21 protein-coding genes are annotated in these 22,855 nt (G+C 47.5%); 15 read left to right on the forward strand and 6 right to left on the reverse strand.

The features are described 5' to 3' along the window. Window positions 1-167: 167 nt before the first annotated feature. Window positions 168-1,439, forward strand: coding sequence for a saccharopine dehydrogenase family protein (locus C6W44_RS10840; protein ID WP_105245566.1), 1,272 nt, complete (start codon window positions 168-170; stop codon window positions 1,437-1,439). A gap of 125 nt (window positions 1,440-1,564) precedes the next feature. Here the strand turns inward: C6W44_RS10840 and htpX are convergent, their stop codons facing one another. Together htpX and C6W44_RS10850 are read right to left on the reverse strand one after the other, a co-directional pair. Beyond that, window positions 1,565-2,479 carry a protease HtpX gene (htpX, locus tag C6W44_RS10845; RefSeq protein ID WP_100749713.1) on the reverse strand — a complete coding sequence of 305 codons (915 nt, stop codon included), beginning with the start codon at window positions 2,477-2,479 and terminating at the stop codon, window positions 1,565-1,567. 115 nt (window positions 2,480-2,594) lie between these two features. Next, a complete protein-coding gene (locus tag C6W44_RS10850) occupies window positions 2,595-2,939 on the reverse strand; it encodes a transposase (protein WP_319830003.1) in 345 nt (114 codons plus the stop codon). Here C6W44_RS10850 and C6W44_RS10855 point away from each other — a divergent pair. From C6W44_RS10855 to radA, 12 genes are all read left to right on the forward strand, one after another. Further along, window positions 2,917-4,161: an RNA-guided endonuclease TnpB family protein gene (locus C6W44_RS10855; RefSeq protein ID WP_105245568.1), complete on the forward strand. Its 1,245-nt coding sequence runs from the start codon at window positions 2,917-2,919 to the stop codon at window positions 4,159-4,161. The genes C6W44_RS10850 and C6W44_RS10855 overlap by 23 nt on opposite strands. A 185-nt stretch (window positions 4,162-4,346) precedes the next feature. Next, entirely contained in the window at window positions 4,347-4,961 is a 615-nt protein-coding gene (locus C6W44_RS10860; RefSeq protein ID WP_105245570.1) for a 6-pyruvoyl trahydropterin synthase family protein, read from the forward strand. After that, on the forward strand, window positions 4,951-5,481 hold the full coding sequence (gene tsaE, locus C6W44_RS10865; protein ID WP_100749711.1) for a tRNA (adenosine(37)-N6)-threonylcarbamoyltransferase complex ATPase subunit type 1 TsaE: 531 nt from the start codon (window positions 4,951-4,953) through the stop codon (window positions 5,479-5,481). Before C6W44_RS10860 ends, tsaE begins: the two co-directional genes overlap by 11 nt. A gap of 45 nt (window positions 5,482-5,526) precedes the next feature. Beyond that, entirely contained in the window at window positions 5,527-7,455 is a 1,929-nt protein-coding gene (gene mutL, locus C6W44_RS10870; RefSeq protein ID WP_105245572.1) for a DNA mismatch repair endonuclease MutL, read from the forward strand. Window positions 7,456-7,627: 172 nt separating this feature from the next. Then, window positions 7,628-8,779 carry a tRNA (adenosine(37)-N6)-dimethylallyltransferase MiaA gene (gene miaA / locus C6W44_RS10875; protein WP_105245574.1) on the forward strand — a complete coding sequence of 384 codons (1,152 nt, stop codon included), beginning with the start codon at window positions 7,628-7,630 and terminating at the stop codon, window positions 8,777-8,779. A gap of 370 nt (window positions 8,780-9,149) precedes the next feature. After that, the gene (gene hfq, locus C6W44_RS10880; RefSeq protein WP_105245576.1) at window positions 9,150-9,644 is read left to right on the forward strand and encodes an RNA chaperone Hfq; all 495 of its coding nucleotides are present in this window, start codon (window positions 9,150-9,152) and stop codon (window positions 9,642-9,644) included. Window positions 9,645-9,868: 224 nt separating this feature from the next. Next, window positions 9,869-10,861: a KpsF/GutQ family sugar-phosphate isomerase gene (locus C6W44_RS10885; protein WP_100749708.1), complete on the forward strand. Its 993-nt coding sequence runs from the start codon at window positions 9,869-9,871 to the stop codon at window positions 10,859-10,861. 120 nt (window positions 10,862-10,981) lie between these two features. Continuing rightward, window positions 10,982-11,548, forward strand: a complete 567-nt coding sequence (locus C6W44_RS10890; protein ID WP_100749707.1) for a KdsC family phosphatase — start codon at window positions 10,982-10,984, stop codon at window positions 11,546-11,548. Next, window positions 11,545-12,126 (forward strand): LPS export ABC transporter periplasmic protein LptC, encoded by a 582-nt coding sequence (gene lptC, locus C6W44_RS10895; protein ID WP_075100951.1) that lies wholly within the window; start codon window positions 11,545-11,547, stop codon window positions 12,124-12,126. Before C6W44_RS10890 ends, lptC begins: the two co-directional genes overlap by 4 nt. A 78-nt stretch (window positions 12,127-12,204) precedes the next feature. Continuing rightward, window positions 12,205-12,732 (forward strand): lipopolysaccharide transport periplasmic protein LptA, encoded by a 528-nt coding sequence (lptA, locus tag C6W44_RS10900; protein ID WP_100749759.1) that lies wholly within the window; start codon window positions 12,205-12,207, stop codon window positions 12,730-12,732. 54 nt (window positions 12,733-12,786) lie between these two features. Further along, entirely contained in the window at window positions 12,787-13,566 is a 780-nt protein-coding gene (gene lptB / locus C6W44_RS10905) for an LPS export ABC transporter ATP-binding protein (protein ID WP_100749706.1), read from the forward strand. A 93-nt stretch (window positions 13,567-13,659) separates the two neighbouring features. Further along, a complete protein-coding gene (gene radA, locus C6W44_RS10910) occupies window positions 13,660-15,099 on the forward strand; it encodes a DNA repair protein RadA (protein WP_105245578.1) in 1,440 nt (479 codons plus the stop codon). 111 nt (window positions 15,100-15,210) lie between these two features. Here the strand turns inward: radA and C6W44_RS10915 are convergent, their stop codons facing one another. Further along, complete coding sequence (locus tag C6W44_RS10915; protein ID WP_075100948.1) at window positions 15,211-15,825, reverse strand: septal ring lytic transglycosylase RlpA family protein; 615 nt, start codon at window positions 15,823-15,825, stop codon at window positions 15,211-15,213. A gap of 611 nt (window positions 15,826-16,436) precedes the next feature. Continuing rightward, on the reverse strand, window positions 16,437-17,579 hold the full coding sequence (gene rodA, locus C6W44_RS10920) for a rod shape-determining protein RodA (protein ID WP_105245580.1): 1,143 nt from the start codon (window positions 17,577-17,579) through the stop codon (window positions 16,437-16,439). A gap of 255 nt (window positions 17,580-17,834) precedes the next feature. On the opposite strand from rodA, the gene C6W44_RS10925 reads away from it, so the two are divergent. Beyond that, entirely contained in the window at window positions 17,835-18,782 is a 948-nt protein-coding gene (locus C6W44_RS10925; RefSeq protein ID WP_105245582.1) for a D-Ala-D-Ala carboxypeptidase family metallohydrolase, read from the forward strand. Window positions 18,783-18,969: 187 nt separating this feature from the next. Continuing rightward, on the forward strand, window positions 18,970-19,557 hold the full coding sequence (locus tag C6W44_RS10930; RefSeq protein WP_105245584.1) for a hypothetical protein: 588 nt from the start codon (window positions 18,970-18,972) through the stop codon (window positions 19,555-19,557). Window positions 19,558-19,671: 114 nt separating this feature from the next. On the opposite strand, the gene C6W44_RS10935 is transcribed toward C6W44_RS10930, so the two are convergent. Further along, window positions 19,672-21,198, reverse strand: a complete 1,527-nt coding sequence (locus C6W44_RS10935; protein WP_227526424.1) for a M16 family metallopeptidase — start codon at window positions 21,196-21,198, stop codon at window positions 19,672-19,674. Between the two features lie 47 nt (window positions 21,199-21,245). Beyond that, a complete protein-coding gene (locus C6W44_RS10940) occupies window positions 21,246-22,808 on the reverse strand; it encodes a M16 family metallopeptidase (RefSeq protein WP_105245589.1) in 1,563 nt (520 codons plus the stop codon). Window positions 22,809-22,855: the final 47 nt, after the last annotated feature.

A 22,855-nucleotide genomic window follows, 5' to 3' on the forward strand; every position in this document is an offset into this window, starting at 1 on the left:
TTGTTATAATCGCGTCGGACAAAGCGCCTACAAAAAGGGTGGTTTGTTCGACGGGTGCGTGGGTTTTCCTCGGTCTTCCTTTTTAATTCACGCATATCATTCACTCGTTTCTGTCTTGCATAGCCAGTATCGATGGTATCGACAGGGACATAAAGGAGGATTGTTCATTGAACACAAATCAAACCAAAGCTAGTAAAAAAAACGTACTCATCATTGGCGCAGGCGGTGTCGCGCAAGTGGTCGCGCATAAATGTGCGATGCATAACGATGTGCTGGGCGAGATTCACATTGCGTCACGTACCAAAGATAAGTGTGATGCTATCGCTCAAAGCGTCGAGGACAAGGGCAGCTTTAAGCAAGCGGCAGTCTTGCATACCCATCAAGTCGATGCCATGGACAGCCAGGCTGTCGTTGATCTTATCAACGATACCGGTATTCAAATCCTAATCAATGTCGGCTCGGCATTTATCAATATGACGGTGTTAGAAGCTTGTATTGAGACGGGCGCGGCTTATATTGACACCGCTATCCATGAAGATCCACGCAAGATTTGTGAGACGCCGCCATGGTATGACAACTACGAATGGAAGCGTAAGCAGCGCTGTGCCGACAATAATATCACGGCAATCTTGGGTGCAGGGTTTGATCCAGGTATGGTTAATGCCTACGCGCGTCTGGGCTATGACATGATGGATAAAGGTTCAGTGACCGATATCGACATTATCGACATCAATGCGGGTAGCCACGGTAAGTACTTTGCCACCAATTTCGACCCTGAGATTAATTTCCGTGAGTTTACCGGTACGGTGTACTCTTGGCAGGACAGCAAATGGCAGTCGAATAAGATGTTTGAAGTCAAGCGTACCGACGATTTGCCAGTCGTTGGCGAGCAAAACAGCTACTTGAGTGGACATGACGAGATTCATTCTTTATCAGCCAACCTAGACGTGCCAAACATTCGTTTTTGGATGGGCTTTGGCGAGCACTATATCAATGTCTTTACCGTGCTCCAAAACCTAGGTCTATTGTCTGAGCAGCCGGTGATGACCGCTGAAGGCCAAGAAGTGATTCCGCTAAAGGTAGTCAAAGCGGTACTACCAGACCCAAGCTCGCTTGCGCCAAACTATACCGGCAAGACCTGCATCGGTGATAAGGTTAAAGGTAAGATCAATGGCGTCGATACTGAGGTATTTATTTATAATGTCTCAGACCATAAAGACGCCTACAATGAAGTTGGTAGCCAAGGTATCTCTTATACCGCAGGCGTACCACCTGTCGCTGCTGCCATGCTCGTCGCAACTGGCGAATGGGACGCGGGCAAGATGGTCAATGTCGAAGAGCTGGATGCCAAGCCATTTATCAATCTACTCAATAAGATTGGCTTGCCAACCCGTATTCAAGACGCCAATGGTGATAGAGCATTAGAGTTCGATATTTAGTCAGTAAGTTTATGTCATAAAAAAGCCTATCTTTTAAAGATAGGCTTTTTTTATGCTTGATTTTACAAGATAATAGCAGCGCTGATACTGATATCTACTATTATCAGTCGTTTTAGAGCAATGGCTTACGCTTCACTAGGATTGTACTTTCTCAGCGCCGCAATACGATCATCCAGCGTTGGGTGTGAGCGGAAAAGGTTTGCAATACTAAAGCCTGTAGACTGCCCAGACGCGATAGCAAAGGCTTTCATGCTCTCAGGCATCTGGTCTGGACGCTGCTCAGCAGGACGCAGGGCATCCAGTGCGCGGATCATCTTGTCACGGCTGGCAAGTTTGGCGCCCATCTCATCAGCACGAAACTCGCGCAGGCGTGAGAACCACATCACGATGGCAGATGCCAAAAATCCTAGCAAGATATCCATCACAATACTGGTGACAAAGTAGCCAATACCAGGGCCATCGCCTTCATTTTTAAACACAGTGCGATCGACGAAATTACCGATAATACGCGCAAAGAACATCACAAAGGCGTTTATCACCCCTTGAATGAGCGCAAGTGTGACCATATCACCATTGGCCACATGACCAATCTCATGCGCCAATACCGCTTCTACTTCATCTGCAGTCATACTCTGGAGTAGACCCGATGAGACGGCAACCAGCGCTTTATTTTTATTCCAGCCTGTAGCAAACGCATTGGGCTGCGAGTTGTTAAAAATACCCACTTCAGGCATATCGATATTGACCGCGCGCGCTTGTTTGGCGACCGTATCTATCAGCCATTGCTCAGTGGCATTGCTTGGTGCCTCAATGACCACCGTTCCCGTTGATCTTTTTGCCATCCATTTGGAGATAAATAGCGACACCATCGACCCGACCATGCCGTAGACACCGCACATAATGGCTAGGCTGGCATAGTTTATCCCGCCTGCGCTATGTACGCCACCAACCCCAAAAAATCGGGACAAAATCCCAAACACGATGCTAAATACTACGATCACCGCTAAGTTGGTTAATAAAAACAATCCAATACGCATCATGACGCTAACTTCCTCATAAAAATTCGACCACAGTCTTAGGCGCGACCCTGCGACTGCGATAACAGCTAAAAAAAATAGCAGACAATTATCCAGCATTGCCGTAAAACCACCCACTTCAGGGGGTGGCTATAAGGCAACTTAAGTAGTTATGCTTACGCAAAGAAAGCTGTTTAGTGTGGCATATTTTGCTGTTCGATATACTGGCGGATAATTTACCATCTAACGCCACAAGCTCGGCTTCAAACTTGTTGCACACATCAGCAAAGATAGCCTCAAGATCATCAAGAACTTGTTTGGTGAAAACTGCCCGTCGATACTTAGCGACAAAGAGCAACTGCACATGCAAATTAAAAACAACGTGTCTACCACGTCTTAAGTCATTTTCTACTAAGTAGACCAATATGGAATAAAAGAGAATACCAGTATAAACCAACCTCATGAAAACACTCAAGTTACGCATTAAAGACAAACATGCAAACCAGCTAAACAAAATAGCTGGGAGTGTTAACTATGCGTGGAACTATGTTAATGACTTAAGTTACAAACACCTACAAAAGACTGGTAAATTCTTTTCAGCCTACGACCTAAACGAATACACCAAAGGTAGTGGCGAGTATTTAGGCTTACACTCACAAACTCTGCAAGCCATTAACGAAACTCATGCCAAGTCTCGCAAGCAATTTAAAAAAGCCAAACTAAATTGGCGAACCAACCGACCCGATGCCAAACGTAAATCACTGGGCTGGATACCATTTAAAAAGTCAGCAATCAAACATCTGCACACCAGACAAACGGGAAAGAAAGCACTTAAATCAACCATTCAGCTATCGCTCTCTAAAGGTCAAAAGTTCATCATAGATGTATTCGATAGCTACAACCTAAGTCTATATCAAATCAACACGCTTGAGATAGTGCAAGACAGCCGTAATCGTTGGTATGCCTGCATCACCGTTAAAGACTTTCCTAAGCAGATAAGCGGCAAAGGTAGTGTAGGCATAGATTTAGGCTTAAAAGAGTCTGCTACCACCTCACACGGTGACAAGCTGACAACCAAACAGACGCAAAAGTGGGCGAAAAAGCTCGCTGTTGCTCAACGAGCGAAAAACAAACAGCGTGTCAAAGCAATACACGCCAAAATCAAAAATTCAAGGTTAGATGCAATTCATAAATTCACCACCAGGCTTGCTAAGGATAACGCCTTAATTGTGGTTGGTGATGTTAAATCACGTTCATTCACAAATAAGAGAACTAAACTGGCTAAATCAACTTACGATGCAGGATGGTTTGAACTCAAAAGACAACTGGAATATAAATGCAAGTATGCAGGTTGTCAGCTTGAGATAGTGAATGAGAGTTACACTACCCAAACCTGTTCGCACTGCCTTAAAATAAGCGATAGTAGTCCGAAAGGTAGAGCAGGTCTTGGAATCAGAGGATGNCTGGAATATAAATGCAAGTATGCAGGTTGTCAGCTTGAGATAGTGAATGAGAGTTACACTACCCAAACCTGTTCGCACTGCCTTAAAATAAGCGATAGTAGTCCGAAAGGTAGAGCAGGTCTTGGAATAAGAGGGTGGAGGTGTGCTGAGTGTGGCACATGGCATGATAGAGATATTAATGCCGCTAAGAACATCCTTGCGGTCGGGCTTGACCGTCTTGCAGAAGGAATCCCCTCACTTTAGGGAGGGGAGGAAGTCAAAACCTGCTAAATATAATATGGCAGGCAATAATGCATGTATTCGTCAGTGCTTACTTACGGAGTCATCTTGATTTGCTATAATGGGCCACAGGCTGATAAGTTAGCACGGCAAACGATTTATAGTATTCATAGTTAGCATGAAGATGCTTACTTTTTTGGTTGATTATCATGCGTATTCGTAAACTATTTAAATTTGAAAACGCTCATATTGTGCGTAACTGCAGCTCAGAGCGTTGCAAACACTCTATTCATGGTCATAGCTATCAGATTGAGCTGATACTTGAGGCCACGCGTTTGGATCACGGGCAGATGGTCTATGATTTTGGTTTATTAAAATCCTCGATCAAAGACATCATTGACAGCTTTGATCATGCCATTTGTTTTTGGAACAAAGACGATCCTGAGTATATCGCTGCTTGCAAAAAATTCAGCGCGCGCTGGATCAGTCTGCCAGTGTCACCCTCAGCTGAGCAGTTTTCGCGTGTGATATTTTTTTGGGCGCAAGAAATCCTAGCGCAGACGCAAATGCAAAACGGCGAGGCAGACGTCAGTGTGTACTCGGTGATAGCCCACGAAACAGCCACAGGTTACGCTCAGTGCTTTTCTGATGATGTGGCAAACGTACAAATGGGTAAGCTTGTTTTAGAAGACTTTGAGTTTAGTGAGCAAGTACGAAGCGAATGGCATGATCCTGAGCTTTATGCCAAGCTCATCCGCGGTGAGCGCTTTACCAATCCTTCAGCCACCATGCAAGTACAGGCAGATAATCGTGATGTCGAGTAATACAGAAGCAGCCAAAAACACCAAAACGTTGACGCTGCGTACAGAAGATGACACCCAGCGTTTAGCGGCGCAGTTAGCAGCGCTATCGCTAAGTGGTAGTGTGTGGCTGGCAGGTGACTTGGGCGCGGGCAAGACGACCTTGACCCGCTACTGGTTACAAGCGCTTGGTCATGCAGGCGCAGTCAAAAGCCCGACTTATACATTGGTAGAGCCGTATACTATTGCACAAAGCGATGGCTCAATAAAACCGGTCTATCACGCCGATCTTTATAGGCTACAAGATCCAGAAGAGCTGTCTTTTATCGGCTTTGATGAGTATCTAGATGAGCCAAACGCGCTGGTTATTATAGAGTGGGCCAGCCGAGCAGACAGCTACTTGCCGCCGCCCAGCGTATTTATCGACATCACGCAAGCCACCAGCGATGACTGTGATAACGACACAGAGCATCGGCATGTTGAGCTGCGTCTATCCAGAGTAGGGCAGGCGCAAGGCATAGATCTGTCTGCTTTACATATTTAGCTTTTGTCTACTTTGCTTTTTTAATGCCATAACGATACCTTTTAAATGCCAGAGACTCCTCCTCAGACCCGTATCAAAAAACTACCACCGCTGCTGGTCAATCAATTGGCCGCAGGTGAAGTGGTGACGCGCCCGGCTGCCGTGGTAAAGGAGTTGCTAGAAAACGCCATTGATGCTGGCGCAAGCGACATTGAGATACGGGTGACCCAAGGCGGCATGGGCATGATCGAGGTGATAGATAACGGTACTGGCATTCATTCTGATGATATGGTGATGGCGATTACCCGTCATGCGACCAGTAAGATTGCAGATGTGGCCAATTTACAAGGGATTACGACGTTGGGGTTTCGCGGGGAAGCATTGGCTGCGACGGCGGCGGTTTCTCGCTTAACCTTGACCAGTAGCCCTGACGATAGTGGCGTCGGCCGTCAGTTGCAGGTTGCAGGCGTGCTGGCTGATATACCGACGCTCACGCCCGTGGTGCATCATCGTGGGACGACGATTACGGTCAAAGATTTGTACTTTAATGTTCCTGCTCGGCGCAGCAATCTTAAATCTATTGCCACAGAGTTTGGTCATATTGAGGCGATTGTTCGTGATGTGGCTTTGGCTCGCGCAGACGTAGCACTGAGTCTGTTTCATGATAATAAAAAACGACTATTACTCTCATCCAACCCGATGACCTCTCATGGAATGCCAACCGAGCGTAATCAGGCGGCAGATTGGGCGACCAACTGCAGTGCTAATGCCCATCAAAACAGTCCAAACCCGTTATCGTTATCACGGCTAGAGCAAGCATTGGGGGTTGCTTTGACGACCAATGCGCTTGAGATTATGCTTGATCTGTCGGGTCTACTACAGCAGTCTTTCGTGTCCGATGCTGGGATGGGGTGGGTTGATAGAGCCCATGTCCATGGCTGGCTGTGGCCCAGTGTCGAGACACAAGTGGCGTCGGCACAGAGTATGCCAAAGCTGCTCTACGTCAATGGCCGTTTGGTCAAAGAGCCGATTATCAGCAATCAGCTGCGTCAATTGGCTCAAAGCGCGCGGCTGGCAGGTCTGGGTTATGCGCTATATTTTGAGTTGCCAGCCGAGTGGCTCAATATCAATGTACACCCGACCAAACAGCGCATTAAGATCAGTCCTTTAAACAACATCATGGCGCATCTCAATCATGCGGTTCGTGCTAAGCTAAAGCCCATTATGCCTGCGCAGCTGCCAGATGAGCCTACTCACAAAAAAGATAAGCGATCAGCAAATTACAATGCTACCAATAGCCGCTCAGACAATAGGTCAGATGCTGAGCGTTGGCTGTCATCTGCAGTAGCCACCAATAATCATCACAATAGCTCATCACGGTTGCAGTATCCGCAGTCCAGCAGACGAGTCAGTGAATACCAGCAGCCCTATGAGCTATCCAAAAACCCAGATAGCACGGCAACGGTGACGCCAGTAGGCAAGGACCCGACTAAGACGTTGACTAAGACGCCGGGTAAGTCAAGGGATGCCGCACCGCAGGTGGCCTCTACAGAGTATGGGTTAAAAACGTTTTATTTAGACCTCGTCTGTTTAGAGGTCATCGATTTGGACAGCTTGCATAATATCGAGCCTCTCATGGACTCTGCTGCTACAAATATAGATAAAGACACATTTATAGATAAAGATACATTGCCGTGGTTGCTGTTTTATCATCAAGGTCAATGCTCGATTGTCAGTGCCGCCGTATGGCAGTCGCAGCTTAGCTTGCTGTTTGCGCCCAATAGGTGGACGGATAGTACTTATACAGATCAAGCTTGCATTGCCACTGATATCAATCAGCAACTAAGCGAGATAGGGCAGCGGATGTCGATGCCAGATGCGTTGGCATTTAAGGCTGACTTACAGGCTTTGCTAAATAACCATGCCATTTATTCGGTAGCGGGCAGTCAGTTAATCGCATGGATGCTATCAGCCGCCGCGCCGTCAGTATCATAACCATATCACCAGTACTCGTCTTCTATAGCCAACCACTCATCAGCCTTATCATAAAAACCCTACAATAATTATCATATACTCTGCGATTAGTCATTGTGCTTTAGCATGTGTAAGGCAGTTAGTACGGCGTTGGCTCGCAATTTATATAAAAATCATTTATAAAGGTCGTTTTATGCAACTCTCCTCTGATAGCTCGTCTTATCGCTTAAATCCCAATTTGGCGGACAACAGCGTGGTGTGTTTGATGGCGCCTACCGCCAGTGGCAAGACCGCGCTAGCGTATGAGCTATACGATACAGGACGCTATGAGCTAATTTCAGTGGACTCAGCACTGATATATCGTGAGATGAATATCGGAACCGCCAAGCCCACAACAAAGGAGCTGGCGCGTTATCCGCATCATTTGGTCGATATTATCGATCCTGTGCAAAGCTATAGCGTCGCGGAGTTTGTCAGTGATGTGGCGCGGCTGATTGAAGCCTGTCATCAAAACGGCAAAATACCACTACTAGTCGGCGGTACCATGATGTATTACATGGCGCTGCTAGATGGACTCTCACCTGTGCCAGATAGTGATGAGGCAGTACGCCTGCGCGTAGAGCAGTGGCGGCAAGAGGACGGTATCGACGCGCTGTATGGCTATTTGGAAAAGGTGGATCCGATCAGTCATCGGCGTCTCAATGCCACTGACACGCAGCGTATCACTCGCGCGGTCGAGGTGTATCTGCAAACGGATACAGCGATCAGTGACTGGCAGCAGCACCCCAAACAAGCCCTGGCGCACAATACAGACCAACAATGGCATGCGCTGGCCGTCATGCCAGAGCGCTCTTGGTTACATCAGCGCATCGAGCAGCGCTTGGATATCATGTGGCAAGAAGGGCTGGTTGCTGAAGTCCTAAGCCTGCTTGAGCGTCATTCGTTAACGCCTAACATGCCCTCGATGCGCTGCGTTGGCTATCGGCAAGTGTTAGAGTATCTCGTCCAGATTGAGCACCCAGTCTTTGAGTACAGCCACTTAGACAAAGCGCTGTTTTATGATGCTTTTTTAACCCCGTCACCACAAGATCAAGTGGCTGTCTCTACCAGTGAGCGGCAGCGGCTTGCTTGTCAGCAAATGCAAAATAAGGCATTATATGCCACTCGGCAGCTGGCAAAGCGTCAATACACATGGCTACGCAAGCTCACGCAGCTGCCCACCCTGTCTGATACGTGGGTCGATAGCACACACTCGCTTGCCCATCCTAACGATCGACAAGCCGTTCATCCAATCACGCTACAGACATTTGATACCATGGCCCACGTCAGAGATTACTTGTATTAACGCATGTTTTATCAATATGTAAAAAATAATGACAATTAGTTTCAAAATATAATGTAGATAACTGGTATAATTTAAACCTAGTAAACTAGTGGGAATTGGCTAGTTATTGCGGTTTTTATGGGTATTGACTGACCTTTGTTTATAGAAAGTCTTTGTGAAACAAGTGGTTACTTAATTATTCACAATAAAAGCGTATTCACAAGAAAAGCGTATTCGCGATAAAGTAGAATGACTCACATAGCATGCGTGTTTATTTGGATGCGTTTGATAAAAGCGTATCATTGTATCTATCTTCAGCCATTATAATGAAAGCCACACTTAAAATAATTGGCACTCAAAACATAATTATATAATATTTAGGAGAGACTTCATGTCAAAAGGACAAACTTTACAAGATCCGTTCTTGAATTCGCTGCGCAAAGATCGCATTCCTGTCTCTATCTTTTTGGTTAATGGTATCAAGCTGCAAGGTCAAATCGAATCGTTTGATCAATACGTGGTACTGCTCAAAAACACGGTCAGCCAGATGGTTTACAAGCATGCCATCTCGACAGTAGTGCCAGCGCGCAACCCACGTAGCGGTACTACTGGCACGGGTAGTCAAACACAAGGCGTTAGTCCAACTGGTTATCAAGGCGGCGGGTTTGAACGAGGCGGAAACCCTGCGGGTGTCGGCGGTTTTGAAGAGCGTGGGTTTGCTTCGAGTCGTAGCGGTTTTAACCGTAGCGGCTTTGGTCAAGGCCAAGATCGCGGGTTTGAGCGTGGTAGCTTTGGTCAAGATCGTGGGTTTGAGCGCGGTGGATTTGGTCAAGACCGCGGCTTTGAATCGCCCGCAGACGAAGGGTCTCACGACGATAACGGCTAGGCGGCTTAGTACAGGATAAACGCCGTGATGCGATACGACTGATTGAATTAAAACCTGCTTTATAGTGGGTTTTTTTTATATGATTTTTTATGGTTTTACAAGCAATGGAATGGGGCGTTGATACTCTAATACCCGCGCCTCTCAGTACGTTTGAAGATATTATTAATATTGACGATAGTATAGTAAAATAGTGAATTGATTCATGATAACAATAGAGCGGATCCATGAGTAATACCCAAAGCAATCTCACCCACGAGCAATTTATCAGCACTGCTATTGAAGCCATCAATACGGAAATTTCTGCGCTGGCATTGTTGACAGAGCAGATAGATGATCGATTTGCCCAAGCCTGCGATATTATTTTGGCCTGTCAGGGTCGTGTGGTGGTGACGGGGATGGGTAAGTCGGGACTGATCGGGCGCAAGATAGCGGCGACCTTTGCCTCGACTGGTACGCCTGCGTTTTTTATGCACCCAGGCGAGGCAGGGCATGGCGACTTAGGGATGCTGGTCAAAGGTGATGTGCTGCTTGCCATCTCCAACTCTGGCGAGTCAGATGAGATCAAGATGCTACTTCCCGTGGTCAAGCGTCTAGAGATTCCGCTGATCAGTATCAGCCGTGATAAGCGTGGCATGTTGCCCCGTTCAGCGGACATCGTATTGACACTCGGCAAGTCGCAAGAAGCTTGCCCGCTGAATTTAGCGCCGACTTCTAGTACCACAGCGACGTTGGCATTAGGTGATGCGTTGGCAGTGGCGTTGGTACATGCGCGTAATTTTACCTCAGAAGATTTTGCGTTGTCGCATCCAGCAGGCGCGCTTGGTCGTCAGCTACTGACGCGCGTGGAAGACTTGATGCATACCAAGTCTGAAGACTTGCCGCTTATTCATCAGCAATCGCCTTTACAAGATGCCCTCTTTACGATGTCAGCTGGGCGTTTGGGTATGACGGTGGTGATTGATGATAGCGACAGGGTAGTTGGCGTCTTCACTGACGGGGACTTGCGCCGCGGCTTAGAAAAAGGCATCGATTTACAAACACCGATGCATGAGGTGATGGTCAGTAATCCTCGCCGCGTCAGTAAAACCATGCGAGCATCAGATGCGCTAAGCGTGATGAACGAAAACGGCATCAGTCAGCTACTCATCATCGATGAGCAAGACCGTTTAGAGGCTATCATTACCTTGCATGACCTACTAAAGGCTGGTGTAAAATAACTTTTATTGCGAAAAGTACAGTGGGTAAGACAAAGCACCACTAAACAAGAACCAAGCTCATTAGCCGCTAAAGGGCATGCAGTTTAATCACTATCTATAACATAATAAAAGAGAGATATCATGCAAGACTTAATCAAAAAAGCAGGAAGAGTCAAACTTTTGGTGATGGATGTCGATGGTATCTTATCAAACGGTCAAATCATTTATGATGCCAATGGCACCGAGACCAAGGCTTTTTCTGTACAAGATGGCGTCGGCGTCAAGTCGTTGGCGCGCTATGGTATTTTGACCGCCATTATCACAGGGCGCAGTAGTCCTATGGTCGACAAGCGCGCCCGTGAGATGGGTGTAGATTATGTCGTACAAGGTCGTGATGATAAACTGATTGCATTGACTGAGTTATTAGCGATGCTGGATCCTGCGCTCAACATCACAGCAGCAGACTGTGCCTATATGGGCGATGATTTACCGGACATCAAAGCGATGCAGACCGTAGGGTTTGCCGCCACTGTCCCTAATGCTCATGCCGAGGTTATCAAACGCAGCGACATGGTGACGACGCGAGCGGGTGGTACAGGTGCGGTACGCGAGATATGCGATTTGATTTTAAAGGGCCATGGGCACTATCAGGATTTTATAGCGCACTATACACTTGAGCAAACGCAAACTGGGGATGAGGGACTGTGAATACACGTGTATTAATCGTTCTGGCGTTGATTATCGCTGGTATCGCTGGTTGGTTTTTTCAGCAACAAGGCGAGATAACCCCGCCGGTCAGTATGGAAGCGACCGATGTCGACTATGAAGCAACGGACATCAAGGCTGTGCAGACCAACGAGCAAGGCGAGACAGAATACGAGCTGACCGCCGAATCATTGACCCACAACCCTGTGACCAATCTCGATGAGATGTCCGGTATTACCATGAACTGGGAACCATCTGCTGAGCAGCGCTATCGTATTGAGGCTGGGAGTGCCGCTATCAGCCAGCAGACAGGGGAGCTTAGCTTGTCTGGCGGTTTTACCCTCATCAGTGAAGGCAATCCGGATAAAGAGGTCGAGCCTATCAAGGTGACGGGCAGTACGCTAAAGGGCAATACCAAATCAGGACAAGTGTATAGCGAAGCACCTGTGAAAATCGAGCAAGGGGCAAACCGTTTTGAAGCGGCCACTATGACAGCCAATCTCGAGACTGGTGATTATGAATTTGGGCAAGTAGCGGTTGCCTTTACGCCAGCTCAGCGTCAGGACAAGGCACTGTTTTAAAGAGTCCATTTAAAGTGGCTGTTTACAGTACCCAGTTAGCTGCAAGTCCTCCTACCTATTATAAGACGAGTGATGTTTATGAAACCTAAATTTTTGTCTACGCTGCGCGCGCTACCGATGCTCATGCTGGTTGCGCTGCCGCTTTATAGCCACGCTCTGCCATCAGATGCCAACCAGCCGATCAAACTATTGGCAGACAAGGCCACGTATAGCGAGCGTACAGGGGTCACCAGCTATGCAGGCAACGTGATTATTACTCAAGGGACTTTTAAGATGACCGCAGATAATATCACGGTCAACCTATCTCAGCAGCGCAGTATCAACTCAGCGGTGGCGACCGGCCGACCAGCGACGATGCAGCAAATCGTGACACGAGAAAAAGGCCTAGCAAAAGGTCAAGCCAATAAGATTGATTATAATGCCGTCACTGGCATCATCACGCTGACTGGTAATGCCAGACTGGTGCAAAACGGCGCAAGTTTTGCAGGTAATGTCATTCGTTATAGTCTAAAAGCCGGCGATGTTGAGGCCACTGCCGGTGGTAATCAGCGCGTAGAGCTGGTATTTCCGCCCAATGCCAATAGCAGCCAAAGTGGTATACGTTAGACGGCAAAGCAGCTTTTGTCATCGTGCCTGAATTTTGCAAAACATGAGTAAGTTATGAGTGATAATCAAAGTATTGACCCTGTAGTCGCCCCGCAAGCCTCGGTCTCAAGCACCCGACTGTCTATGCAAAACTTGGGTAAGCGCTACGGAAAGCGCTGGGTAGTCAAGGACGTCTCGTTTTCTGTCGAACAAGGACAAGTGGTGGGACTGCTAGGCCCAAACGGTGCTGGTAAAACCACCAGTTTTTATATGGTGGTCGGGCTGGTCAATATGGACAAAGGCCGCGTGACACTCGGTAAGATGGATCTGTCCAAATACGCCATGCATGAGCGTGCGCGGGCAGGTATTGGGTATCTGCCGCAAGAGGCTTCAATATTTCGCAAACTCTCTATCGAAGACAATATTTTGGCGATCTTACAGACGCGGACAGAACTAAGTGCCGCTCAACAGCGCCAAGAGCTTGAAAAACTCATCGGAGAGTTCCATTTAGAGCATGTGCGCAAATCTTTGGGCATGAGCGTCTCTGGTGGTGAGCGCCGCCGCTGTGAGATTGCCCGTGCTCTAGCGGCTGACCCGAAGTTTATTTTGTTAGATGAGCCGTTTGCTGGGGTAGATCCTATCTCTGTCGGCGATATCAAAGACGTGATTTTGACCCTAAAAAATCGCGGTATCGGCGTCCTGATTACTGACCATAATGTGCGAGACACACTGGCCATCTGCGAAAAAGCCTATATCGTCTCAGAAGGTGCCATTATCGCTGAAGGTACATCTTGTGAAGTGCTAGAAAATGAGTTGGTGAAGTCAGTGTACTTGGGTAAAGACTTTCAAGTATAAACCAACCATCTTTCATACTTTTTACCATGGTAGGGGCTAGGTACTCAGTTTATTGGGATTATCAATCAAACACCTAAAATAGGCTCATAAATTATGGCAAAAAATAAGAGCAGTTATGTTTGTCAAAGCTGTGGTGCGCATTTTGGTAAATGGGCAGGGCAGTGTAGCGATTGTAGTGAATGGAATAGTTTGGTCGAAGCCCCAAATGTCAGCATGCCGCATCATAACAAAAGCGCGGCAAAATCTACGGCCAGCCGTGGCACTCCTCGTACGGCAAGTACTGCTGCGACCGGCAATTACTCAGGGACACATAGTGCGGTGATGCCACTCAATGCGGTGAGCGTCACATTGGATACACGCTTGCCGACAGGTATCAGCGAGTTCGATCGCGTGCTAGGTGGCGGCTTGGTCGCAGGCTCAGTGGTGCTGATCGGTGGTGATCCGGGTATCGGCAAGTCAACCATTCTTCTGCAGACAGCGACCAATATGGCGCGCGCCGACTCGTTGGCAGGTAGTGCACTGTACGTGACGGGCGAAGAATCATTGGCTCAGGTCGCTATGCGTGCTAAACGCTTAGAGTTGCCAGCCGATAGATTGCGAGTATTGGCGGAGACCAATGTAGAGACCATCTGTGCCGCATTGACCCAAGAGCAACCGGCGATTGCTATTATTGACTCTATTCAGACCATCTATACCGATGCCATTAGCTCGGCACCGGGCGGTGTCAGTCAGATTCGAGAGTCAGCTGCGATGTTGACCCGTTATGCCAAACAGACAGGTACCGCGTTATTTTTGGTCGGTCATGTGACCAAAGAGGGCACCCTTGCAGGCCCGCGCGTACTTGAGCACATGGTCGATACGGTACTGTACTTTGAGGGGCAGTCAGACTCTCGTTTTCGGATGATTCGCGCAGTCAAAAACCGTTTTGGCGCAGTCAATGAGCTGGGTATCTTTGGTATGACAGATTTAGGCCTCAAAGAAGTGGCGAATCCTTCAGCGATTTTTTTGAGCCGTTACGACAAACCTGTCGCAGGCTCAGTGGTGATGGTCAGCCGCGAAGGCACAAGACCGCTATTGGTCGAGGTGCAGGCATTGGTGGACGATTCACAAGGATCGCCTAGGCGCATGGCATTGGGGTTAGATTTTCAGCGTTTATCGATGCTGCTGGCAGTGATGCATCGTCATGGTGGCATCCATACCAGCGGTCAAGACGTTTATGTCAACGTCGTCGGCGGGGTCAAAGTGATAGAGACAGGCTCTGATCTGGCGGTATTACTTGCGTGCGCGTCAAGTATCAAGGAGCGCGCTTTGCCATCTTCGCTAGCGGTGTTTGGTGAGGTAGGGCTTTCAGGTGAAATCCGTCCCGTACCCAATGGACAAGAACGGCTCAAAGAAGCCATGAAGCATGGCTTTAAGCATGCCATTATTCCTAAGGCCAATGCGCCTGCAAAAGGCGCGGCGCAGTTTAAAGGAATTAACGTCATCGCGGTGGAGCGTCTAGATGATGCCATCGAAAGCGCTTTTGAGTTATGAGGGGAGTCTTGCTCAAGCAGACACTATGAGTGACCTTTAAGATAAAAAAAGCACCTAACTTATTCAAGTTGGGTGCTTTTTTAGCGCTATGCTTTAAATATCAAACCAGTATTAGGGTCCTGCAACGCGCTCGATTGATACGTTACCGACACCTTTATTGGTGATACCTAAACGCTTAGCAGCGCCATAAGATAAGTCTAATACTCGGTTGCCATGGAATGGGCCACGGTCGTTCACCTTAACCACGACACTTTTGCCATTGGTTTTATTGGTTACTTTGACATAGCAGTTCAAAGGTAGAGAACGGTGAGCAGCTGTCAAACCATTCATGTCAAAAGTTTCGCCGCTGGCTGTTTTGCGCCCATGAAACTTACGACCATACCAGGAGGCAAGCCCTGTTTGTTTAAATTTGCTCACAGAGTTAGAAGCCACGGCAGTGAGACGCTCTAATACATCTTCGTCGTTGCTGACTTCTGTGGTATCACTGGCCAGTAGTGAGCTGCTCAGTGCCAACGATGTTGGCTTGCGTGCTGACTTGACCAAGCTTGATGCGCCGTCATGCTGACGGCTAAGCTCACTTAAAACGCGATCGATATGGGCGGCGTTGTCTTGCGAAATCATAGCAAGATTGGTTTTTGCTTCAGCGGCATTTGCATGAGTCGCCGCTGCAGAGCCAGCGAACAACACAGCTGACACAGTCAGTAAACCAGATAAACGCTTATTCATAGATACCTCGATAACTTATATATCAAAACCTAACTCTATTCTTCTGAGGTTTGGATGGAGAGCCGCAGCGCCGGAGTAGTCCAGCGGTATCACACACTCCAAAGCCTTCTCATCACGATATATATTGATGACGACCAAAGGCTTTATAGGTATTAATATATGTTAATTTTATGTCATTATCATAAGTGGTTTTCACACCTAGCTACTTATGAAACGCTCAAAGGATGGTTAACGATACATACTTGATTTAAACGATAATGATCTTAGGAGAAAAGACGATGCCAAATATATAAGGCACATTGCTAACTTAATCAAGGGTTTGAGAAGCGTTCAGTGTAACTTTGTTATCAAACCGTTACTTAAGTAGTGTCTTTGCAAGCCTGCAATCTACAAGTCGCTAACTATACGGCTGAGCTACAACCAAAATATAATTGAATGCAAAGTTTTTTAGCACCTATGTACGGGTTATGTATCATAGCGCAATAAAAAGAGGGTAACGCAATTATTTGTAAAAAACAAGGATTAATATCTATCCGCACCAACCAGTCATGGGTTGGTGCTAGAGGATACTTGAGGGGGAATGTTGGATTATGTGATAGGTAAACGTAGCCTTAGCTTGGTCTGTGCGTATGAATAGACATCAGTAGGCCAAAGCCTGCCATCAAGGTGACAATAGCTGTACCGCCATAACTAATGAATGGCAACGGCACTCCAACCACGGGTAATATGCCGCCAACCATGCCAACGTTGACGAATATATACACAAAAAACGACATGGCGATGGCACCAGCCAGCAGCCGGCTATAGACATCAGGATGCGTAAAAGCGATATATAACGCCCGTGCCAGCAGGCAGCAGTAAATGAACATCAGCAGCAACACACCAAGCAAGCCAAACTCTTCTGAGAATGCAGCAATGATAAAGTCGGTATGACCTTCTGGCAAAAAATGCAGATGTGACTGCGTGCCTTCAAGGTAGCCTTTACCAGTGAGTCCGCCTGAACCGATAGCGGTTTTGGACTGTATGATGTTCCAACCAGCGCCTTGGACATCTGCCTCTGGGTTGAGCAGCGTCATGACACGCGTCCGCTGATAATCGTGCAACAAAAAATTCCATGCAATGGCCACAAAAGGTACGGCAAGAATGGCAGCCGCGGAAATCAGCCGCCAAGATAGACCAGCTAAAAACAACACAAAAATCCCACTGGCCGCGACCAACAATGATGTGCCTAGGTCTGGCTCTTTGGCGATCAACAACACCGGAACCATAATCAAGGCTAAGGTAACGATAATGCTTGCAAAAGAGGGCGGCAGGTCACGCTTGGACAAAAACCAAGCACACATCATCGGCATCCCAAGCTTCATAAACTCTGAGGGCTGCACGCTACCGAACCCTGGTAAATTAATCCAGCGCTGAGCACCCATCCGAACTTCACCAATGATATCAACCAACACCAATAAGATAAGTCCTAAGACATAAAAGATGGGCGTAAAGGTTCGATAAACGCTAGGAGGGATCTGCGCCATGGTAAACATCACAGCAAACGCTACACCATAACTGACCACTTGACGGATGACCATGTCCACGTCTTGACCGGCGGCGCTGTACAAAATCGTCAAGCCAATACAGCAGACCGTCAATAACAAGAGGGTCAGCCAGGGGTCGATATGAATACGTTGCCACAGCGTCGGTGCATGACCTTGGCCTAAATGATGGCTCTGACGTGAAAAACGGTATTGCGGGTTAGAAGACATAGGCAAGTGGGGCTGACAATTGGTATAAAAAATGGGAGAGCCAAAAATAAGACATCAAACCTAACGATGTTGTCTTAGTATCGATAGCCTACCGTATATAAGGTAACACATAAGCAATAAAGTCACGTAATTATAAAACTATTAAGCATAAGTGTTATTTGTAAATTTTTGACCTCTATTTAGAAGCGATAGTTTAGCCTGCTTGCTGAAAATTTGATAGTATCGATAAAACGTTTTTAGCGGCAGTTTCTTGCGATGACTCATACAAAAAAACCTCTCTATAGGCAAATTTATCAGCCTATGCTGGCGCTCATGCTAGGTGCCAGCAGTATCACCACCCACGCCGTTATTATAAGTGACGATAGTGAGCGCCGTATTCAAGTCAGACACGGCAACAGTACGGCAAATGCTTATGTTAATAACAGTGACTCTAATCATAGTCCGGGCGTGACCATGCTCAGCGGCGCGAATGCCGTATCGGGCGACAGTATGCAAAGCTTGATTGCCCAAAAACAGCGTGATTTTGAGTCGAGCTTGTCCATACAAGAAAACAAGCGTGTCAATATCAAGCAGCGTCCACCTAGCTATACGTCCCCCAACAATCGCTATAGCACCGCGCGCAATACTTATGATAATACCTATCGTGATTTTTCTAGTATGGATTTTCATGCATGGCTCAATAGCAACAGCTACCGCGCCCGTCAAGTGGCTGATTATCAGCGTTATCTTAGCGCTCGCGTTGGCGCTCAAAACGTACCGCCTTTGTCGCAGCTACTCACCACAGCACGCAGCTGGAGCAAGTGTGGCTATGAGCCCTACCAGTTGCCACCGCAAGAGCTGTGGGCAAACATCGTACCGACGTTGCGATTATATAGTGAGCTCAAGCATCAAGGTGTACTGCCTGCCACCAGTGAAATACGGTCGGTATATCGCAGCCCTGGGCTCAATGATTGTGCCGGCGGTGCTGCGCGTAGTAAACACATGAATGCAAGTGCCATAGATATTTGGGTGCCAGAATACCAAGACGATCTGTGGCGACTGAGCACCATGCAAGATGGCTTGTGTCAGTTTTGGCACTATCAAGGAGAAGCGCACAACTTTGGGTTGGGGCTATATGCCACAGGGGCGATTCACCTAGATACCGACGGCTACCGAAAATGGGGCTTTAATCATGCCAGCAGTAGCTCATCATGTCGCTATTAGCTCAAGAAAAACGACCGTTTTGCCTAAGGGGGCACAGAGCCTAATAAATTTCGGTCAAAGCCGTTATAATAGTGCTGATACAATAGCGATAAGTGGCGCATGCTTTATTGATTGATCATGCCAGATTTCTGGGTAAATATTATTGGATAAATAAGGTAACAACAGGCGTTTATGACAAGTGGGATTTATGAAAAAGCGGTATATAACCACAGTGGCAACTGCCATGATTGATAAATCGAAGACAGGGTTTTGGCAGTCAAGTAATATATATTTGACGTTTTTTGGTGTCAGTTTTTTATTGCTTTTGGCCGTCAGTGCTTGTAGCTCAGAGAGCTTCTCTAAAAACGGCTCGGCAGGGGCAGACAAAGCAGTTATGAATGACAATAAAGCCAAAGCTGAGCAAAATGCCCAAGAGATTAAAGACAATATCAGAAACTCTTATGCCAGATTGGCCTCTGGTCGCTCTGATGTCTGTCCAAAGCTTATCCAAGAAAAGGTAGGCATTCCGGTAGTCGAGCGTACCGCTGAAGTCATGGTCGGTGATTACTGCGATTATTTTTTGTATGCAAGAGAAGGACAAGTGATTGCTGTGCAGACAGACAATCGTCAGCTAGAAGCTTTGCTTATCGTCCCAACGCTGCATAATTTTGCCAACGGTGATTATCAGGTCGGCTCTTATGATAAGCATGTGATTCGCTTAAGCTATAATGGCGCGACGTATAAGCCTGAAAATCTGGTTTATGATGTTGCCGTTACTGTCTCTGATGTACATTAATAGCGCTCAATCATAGAATCTAAGTCATAAAGCATGAAACATAAAATGCACGATACCACGTGGCATCGTCCATTTTTTACGGCGGTTTGTTTTATCACCGAGAAGTATTTGGCGCTATTTTTTAGCCTGCTTGTCTTTCCAAGGATCTACCTGCCCGACAGTGACAATCAAAAAATCATCAGGCTGCAACGTATCGCGTAGGGTTTGATTGACGTCAGCGAGCTGTACTTGATCGATACGATTGACATAATCGTCTAGGTAGCTGTTTGGTAGTTGATAAAAGTTCATCATTCCCAGCAAACCATTGATGCCTGCATTGCTGGCAAAGCCCATCGGAAAGCTGTTTTTTAAGTTGTCTTTGGTCAGACGTATCTCGTCACTGGTAAGACCATTATCCAAAGTCTCTTGAATAACTGCTAAGCTTGCATCAATGGCTGCGCGCGCTTTGTCATTGCGGGTCGAAAACCCAATTTGATACGGGCCGCGTGTTAGCATCGGGTTCATAGCACCTGAGATACCATAGGTGTAGCCAAGGTTTTGTCTGATTTCAGTCATCAGGCGAGCGTTAAAATCACCCCCTGCCAATACGTCATTACCGATGGCAAAGTTGGTTTGCCGCTGCTGCTCTTTTGGATTGGTCGCGCGTTTGCTACCCAGTTGCCCCATTAGCACCGTGGTTTGTGTGCTGGGAAAGGGTATATGAACATGCTTAGCTTGGGTGAGGGGCTTGGGTTCGGCAAGCTCAGGCGCAGGTTGACCGGAGGGCAGCGTGGTGGTAATGTCCTCGGCCAGTTTTTTTGCTTGCGCCAAGGTGAGGTTGCCCGTGATAGCAAGAGAGGCATTGGCCGCGACCAGATAGCGGTTTTTAAAATCGATAAGCTGCTGTTTGTCTATGTTTGGTACGGTCTCAAGGGTACCAACTGAAGGGTGCGCATAAGGATGATCGCCGTATAGTGCTTGACTAAACGCAATGCTCGCCAGACTGCTTGGGTCTTGTTTTTGCTGCTGTAAGCCGACCAGCAAGCGTGCTTTGTTTCGTGCCAATACTTCATCATTAAAGGCAGGCTCGGTGAGCATCTGTGTCATCAAGTCGGCAGCTGGCAATAAGTGCGCATCATCTGACAAGCTGCGTAGCGAGACAATAAACATATCTTTGTAGGCGCGGCTACTCAGATTGATGCCTAAGGTTTCAACGGCTCGTGTAAACGCTGTTTCATCCAAGCGCTTGGCACCTTGTGTCAGCATGGTGGCGGTCATATTGGCAATGCCAAAACCTTTTTTGCGTATGCTACTATCGCGGGCGCTACCGGCGTTAAAGCGTAGATCGATATCGACGATGGGCAGCGCGGTTGTTTGGACAAAGCGCACGGGCACACCGGCGCTGGTCGTAAATTGCTCAATCGCTGGGACAGTGACGGTCAAAGGCGTAGCATTATCCAAACTGCTGAGCTTAGATAAGGCGGCAATGGGCGCGCTGGTATCGACGATTGCAGTACTGCGATTTTCTTCTGTGGCTGTAGAGTCTGCTTGCGCTGGCATGACCAGTGTGGTCAGGCTCAATAATACCCCGATGCTAAGCGGTGACAGTTTATAGCTGAAGGGTCTTTTGATTACTTGCAATAAATCACTAGTATGGCTCATGGTTTTCTTCTTATTCATTATGTATTTGGCAGGCGACTGATTGAGGCTTATTTATCTGTAGCGTCTTGTTGTCCAAGCTTTTCTTGCACGGACTCTTTTCGCTCAGTCTCTTTGGGCGGTATGATATGCATCGCAGTCAAGTTGTTTTTTACCAGATACTTTTTGCTCGCCGCCTGAATGTCTTGTACTGTAATGTTATCAAGCTTGCTTGGTAGCTCGGCCAGCAGCCGATCGTCGAGCCCGATAGATTGTAGTGAGCCAATCATACGTGCTTGACCCTCCATACTATCTTGTGCGTAGATAAGGCCTGTGACGGTGTTGGTCTTAGCGCGACTGATTTCATCGGTGGCGATGGGGTCGGTTTTTAGTTTTTCTATCTCATCGATAATGGCTTGCTGAGCTTGTGCTAAGCTGACGCCTTCGCGCGGTGTTGCTTGAATCAAAAACAACCCGTCACCGCGATCTAACAGATCATAGGACGTGCCGACTGTGGTCAGTAGACCCTGCTCACGTATCAAGCGGCTCTCTAGACGGGCAGAGAGGCCACCATCTAGGACGTCCTGAGCGAGCGAGAGCGCATAGGCTTGTTTTTCATCGTTTTTATCTACAGTCACAAGGCTTGGGACGTTATAACCCATCAGCAAAACGGGTACTTGTACGGCTTGCTCAGAGTCGACTTTTTGGTAGCCGCGAAAGCCTGGTTGTCTAACGGCTGGGCGTGTGGGTAGATGACTTGGCGTTAGCTGCCCAAAGTAGCGCTGCACCTGCGTCAATACATCTTTTGGCTGTACATCGCCGACGATGACTAACGTGGCGTTGTTTGGTGCATACCATGTTTTGTACCAGTCTTTTAAATCAGGCAGCGTGATAGACGCCAGCTCATCCATGGGGCCGATGACCGACTCGCCCTTTGGACTATCAGGCAGCGCAAGCAAACGAAATGATTCGTAAGCTTTGGCAAGCGGATTGTCATCAGTACGCTGACGGCGCTCCTCCATCACTACCTGATGTTCTTTGGCAAACTCATCTGCATTGAATATAAGGTTTTTCATACGGTCAGCTTCTAGCTCAAGCGCTAGCGGAAAACGGTTGGCTGGGAACAGCTCGTAATAACCGGTGTAGTCGTAGCTGGTAAAGGCATTATTGATCCCGCCAAACTTGGCAATCAAGCGCTCAAAGTCATCGCTTGATACATTGCTTGTGCCTTTAAACATCATATGCTCAAGCAGGTGCGAGATGCCCCCTTTATCGACCGGCTCGTCTGCCGAGCCAACGCGATACCAAACCTGTGTCATCACGACAGGAGCGCGGTGATCTTCTCTAATCACCACTTTTAAACCGTTTTTTAACTGGTACTCATGGCGGCCGGACATGTCCATACTCAAGGCCGATGCACTCTGAGAACGATTAGCGTATTGGGCGCCATTATCGGTATTTTGGCCTGCTTGGCTTTGCGCTTCGCTAAGCGGTGTCGCCGCTGATGAAGGTGGGCTGATAGCACTGGTTTGGCAAGCACTTAGGGTTGTTGCCAACGCCAGCGCACACGCGATGCGTAATGATAGAGCAGATAATGGCGCAGAGGGTACAGACGACAAAAAGGGCAGTGACATGGTAGCTTCTACTTATATAAAATGGCAGCGAATAAACAGGCAAAAAA

The organism is Psychrobacter sp. Marseille-P5312 (assembly GCF_900291405.1).
Lineage (GTDB): Bacteria > Pseudomonadota > Gammaproteobacteria > Pseudomonadales > Moraxellaceae > Psychrobacter > Psychrobacter celer.

Bases quoted from the DNA above. Each gene is read 5' to 3' on its own strand.
- C6W44_RS10940 (WP_105245589.1), bottom strand. From the start codon at position 22,808: ATGTCACTGCCCTTTTTGTCGTCTGTACCCTCTGCGCCATTATCTGCT.
- tsaE (WP_100749711.1), top strand. From the start codon at position 4,951: ATGTCGAGTAATACAGAAGCAGCCAAAAACACCAAAACGTTGACGCTG.
- C6W44_RS10930 (WP_105245584.1), top strand. From the start codon at position 18,970: ATGAAAAAGCGGTATATAACCACAGTGGCAACTGCCATGATTGATAAA.
- C6W44_RS10925 (WP_105245582.1), top strand. From the start codon at position 17,835: ATGACTCATACAAAAAAACCTCTCTATAGGCAAATTTATCAGCCTATG.
- htpX (WP_100749713.1), bottom strand. From the start codon at position 2,479: ATGATGCGTATTGGATTGTTTTTATTAACCAACTTAGCGGTGATCGTA.
- miaA (WP_105245574.1), top strand. From the start codon at position 7,628: ATGCAACTCTCCTCTGATAGCTCGTCTTATCGCTTAAATCCCAATTTG.
- C6W44_RS10890 (WP_100749707.1), top strand. From the start codon at position 10,982: ATGCAAGACTTAATCAAAAAAGCAGGAAGAGTCAAACTTTTGGTGATG.
- lptA (WP_100749759.1), top strand. From the start codon at position 12,205: ATGAAACCTAAATTTTTGTCTACGCTGCGCGCGCTACCGATGCTCATG.
- radA (WP_105245578.1), top strand. From the start codon at position 13,660: ATGGCAAAAAATAAGAGCAGTTATGTTTGTCAAAGCTGTGGTGCGCAT.
- rodA (WP_105245580.1), bottom strand. From the start codon at position 17,579: ATGTCTTCTAACCCGCAATACCGTTTTTCACGTCAGAGCCATCATTTA.
- mutL (WP_105245572.1), top strand. From the start codon at position 5,527: ATGCCAGAGACTCCTCCTCAGACCCGTATCAAAAAACTACCACCGCTG.
- lptB (WP_100749706.1), top strand. From the start codon at position 12,787: ATGAGTGATAATCAAAGTATTGACCCTGTAGTCGCCCCGCAAGCCTCG.
- C6W44_RS10915 (WP_075100948.1), bottom strand. From the start codon at position 15,825: ATGAATAAGCGTTTATCTGGTTTACTGACTGTGTCAGCTGTGTTGTTC.
- hfq (WP_105245576.1), top strand. From the start codon at position 9,150: ATGTCAAAAGGACAAACTTTACAAGATCCGTTCTTGAATTCGCTGCGC.
- C6W44_RS10860 (WP_105245570.1), top strand. From the start codon at position 4,347: ATGCGTATTCGTAAACTATTTAAATTTGAAAACGCTCATATTGTGCGT.
- C6W44_RS10935 (WP_227526424.1), bottom strand. From the start codon at position 21,198: ATGAGCCATACTAGTGATTTATTGCAAGTAATCAAAAGACCCTTCAGC.
- C6W44_RS10885 (WP_100749708.1), top strand. From the start codon at position 9,869: ATGAGTAATACCCAAAGCAATCTCACCCACGAGCAATTTATCAGCACT.
- C6W44_RS10850 (WP_319830003.1), bottom strand. From the start codon at position 2,939: ATGCGTAACTTGAGTGTTTTCATGAGGTTGGTTTATACTGGTATTCTC.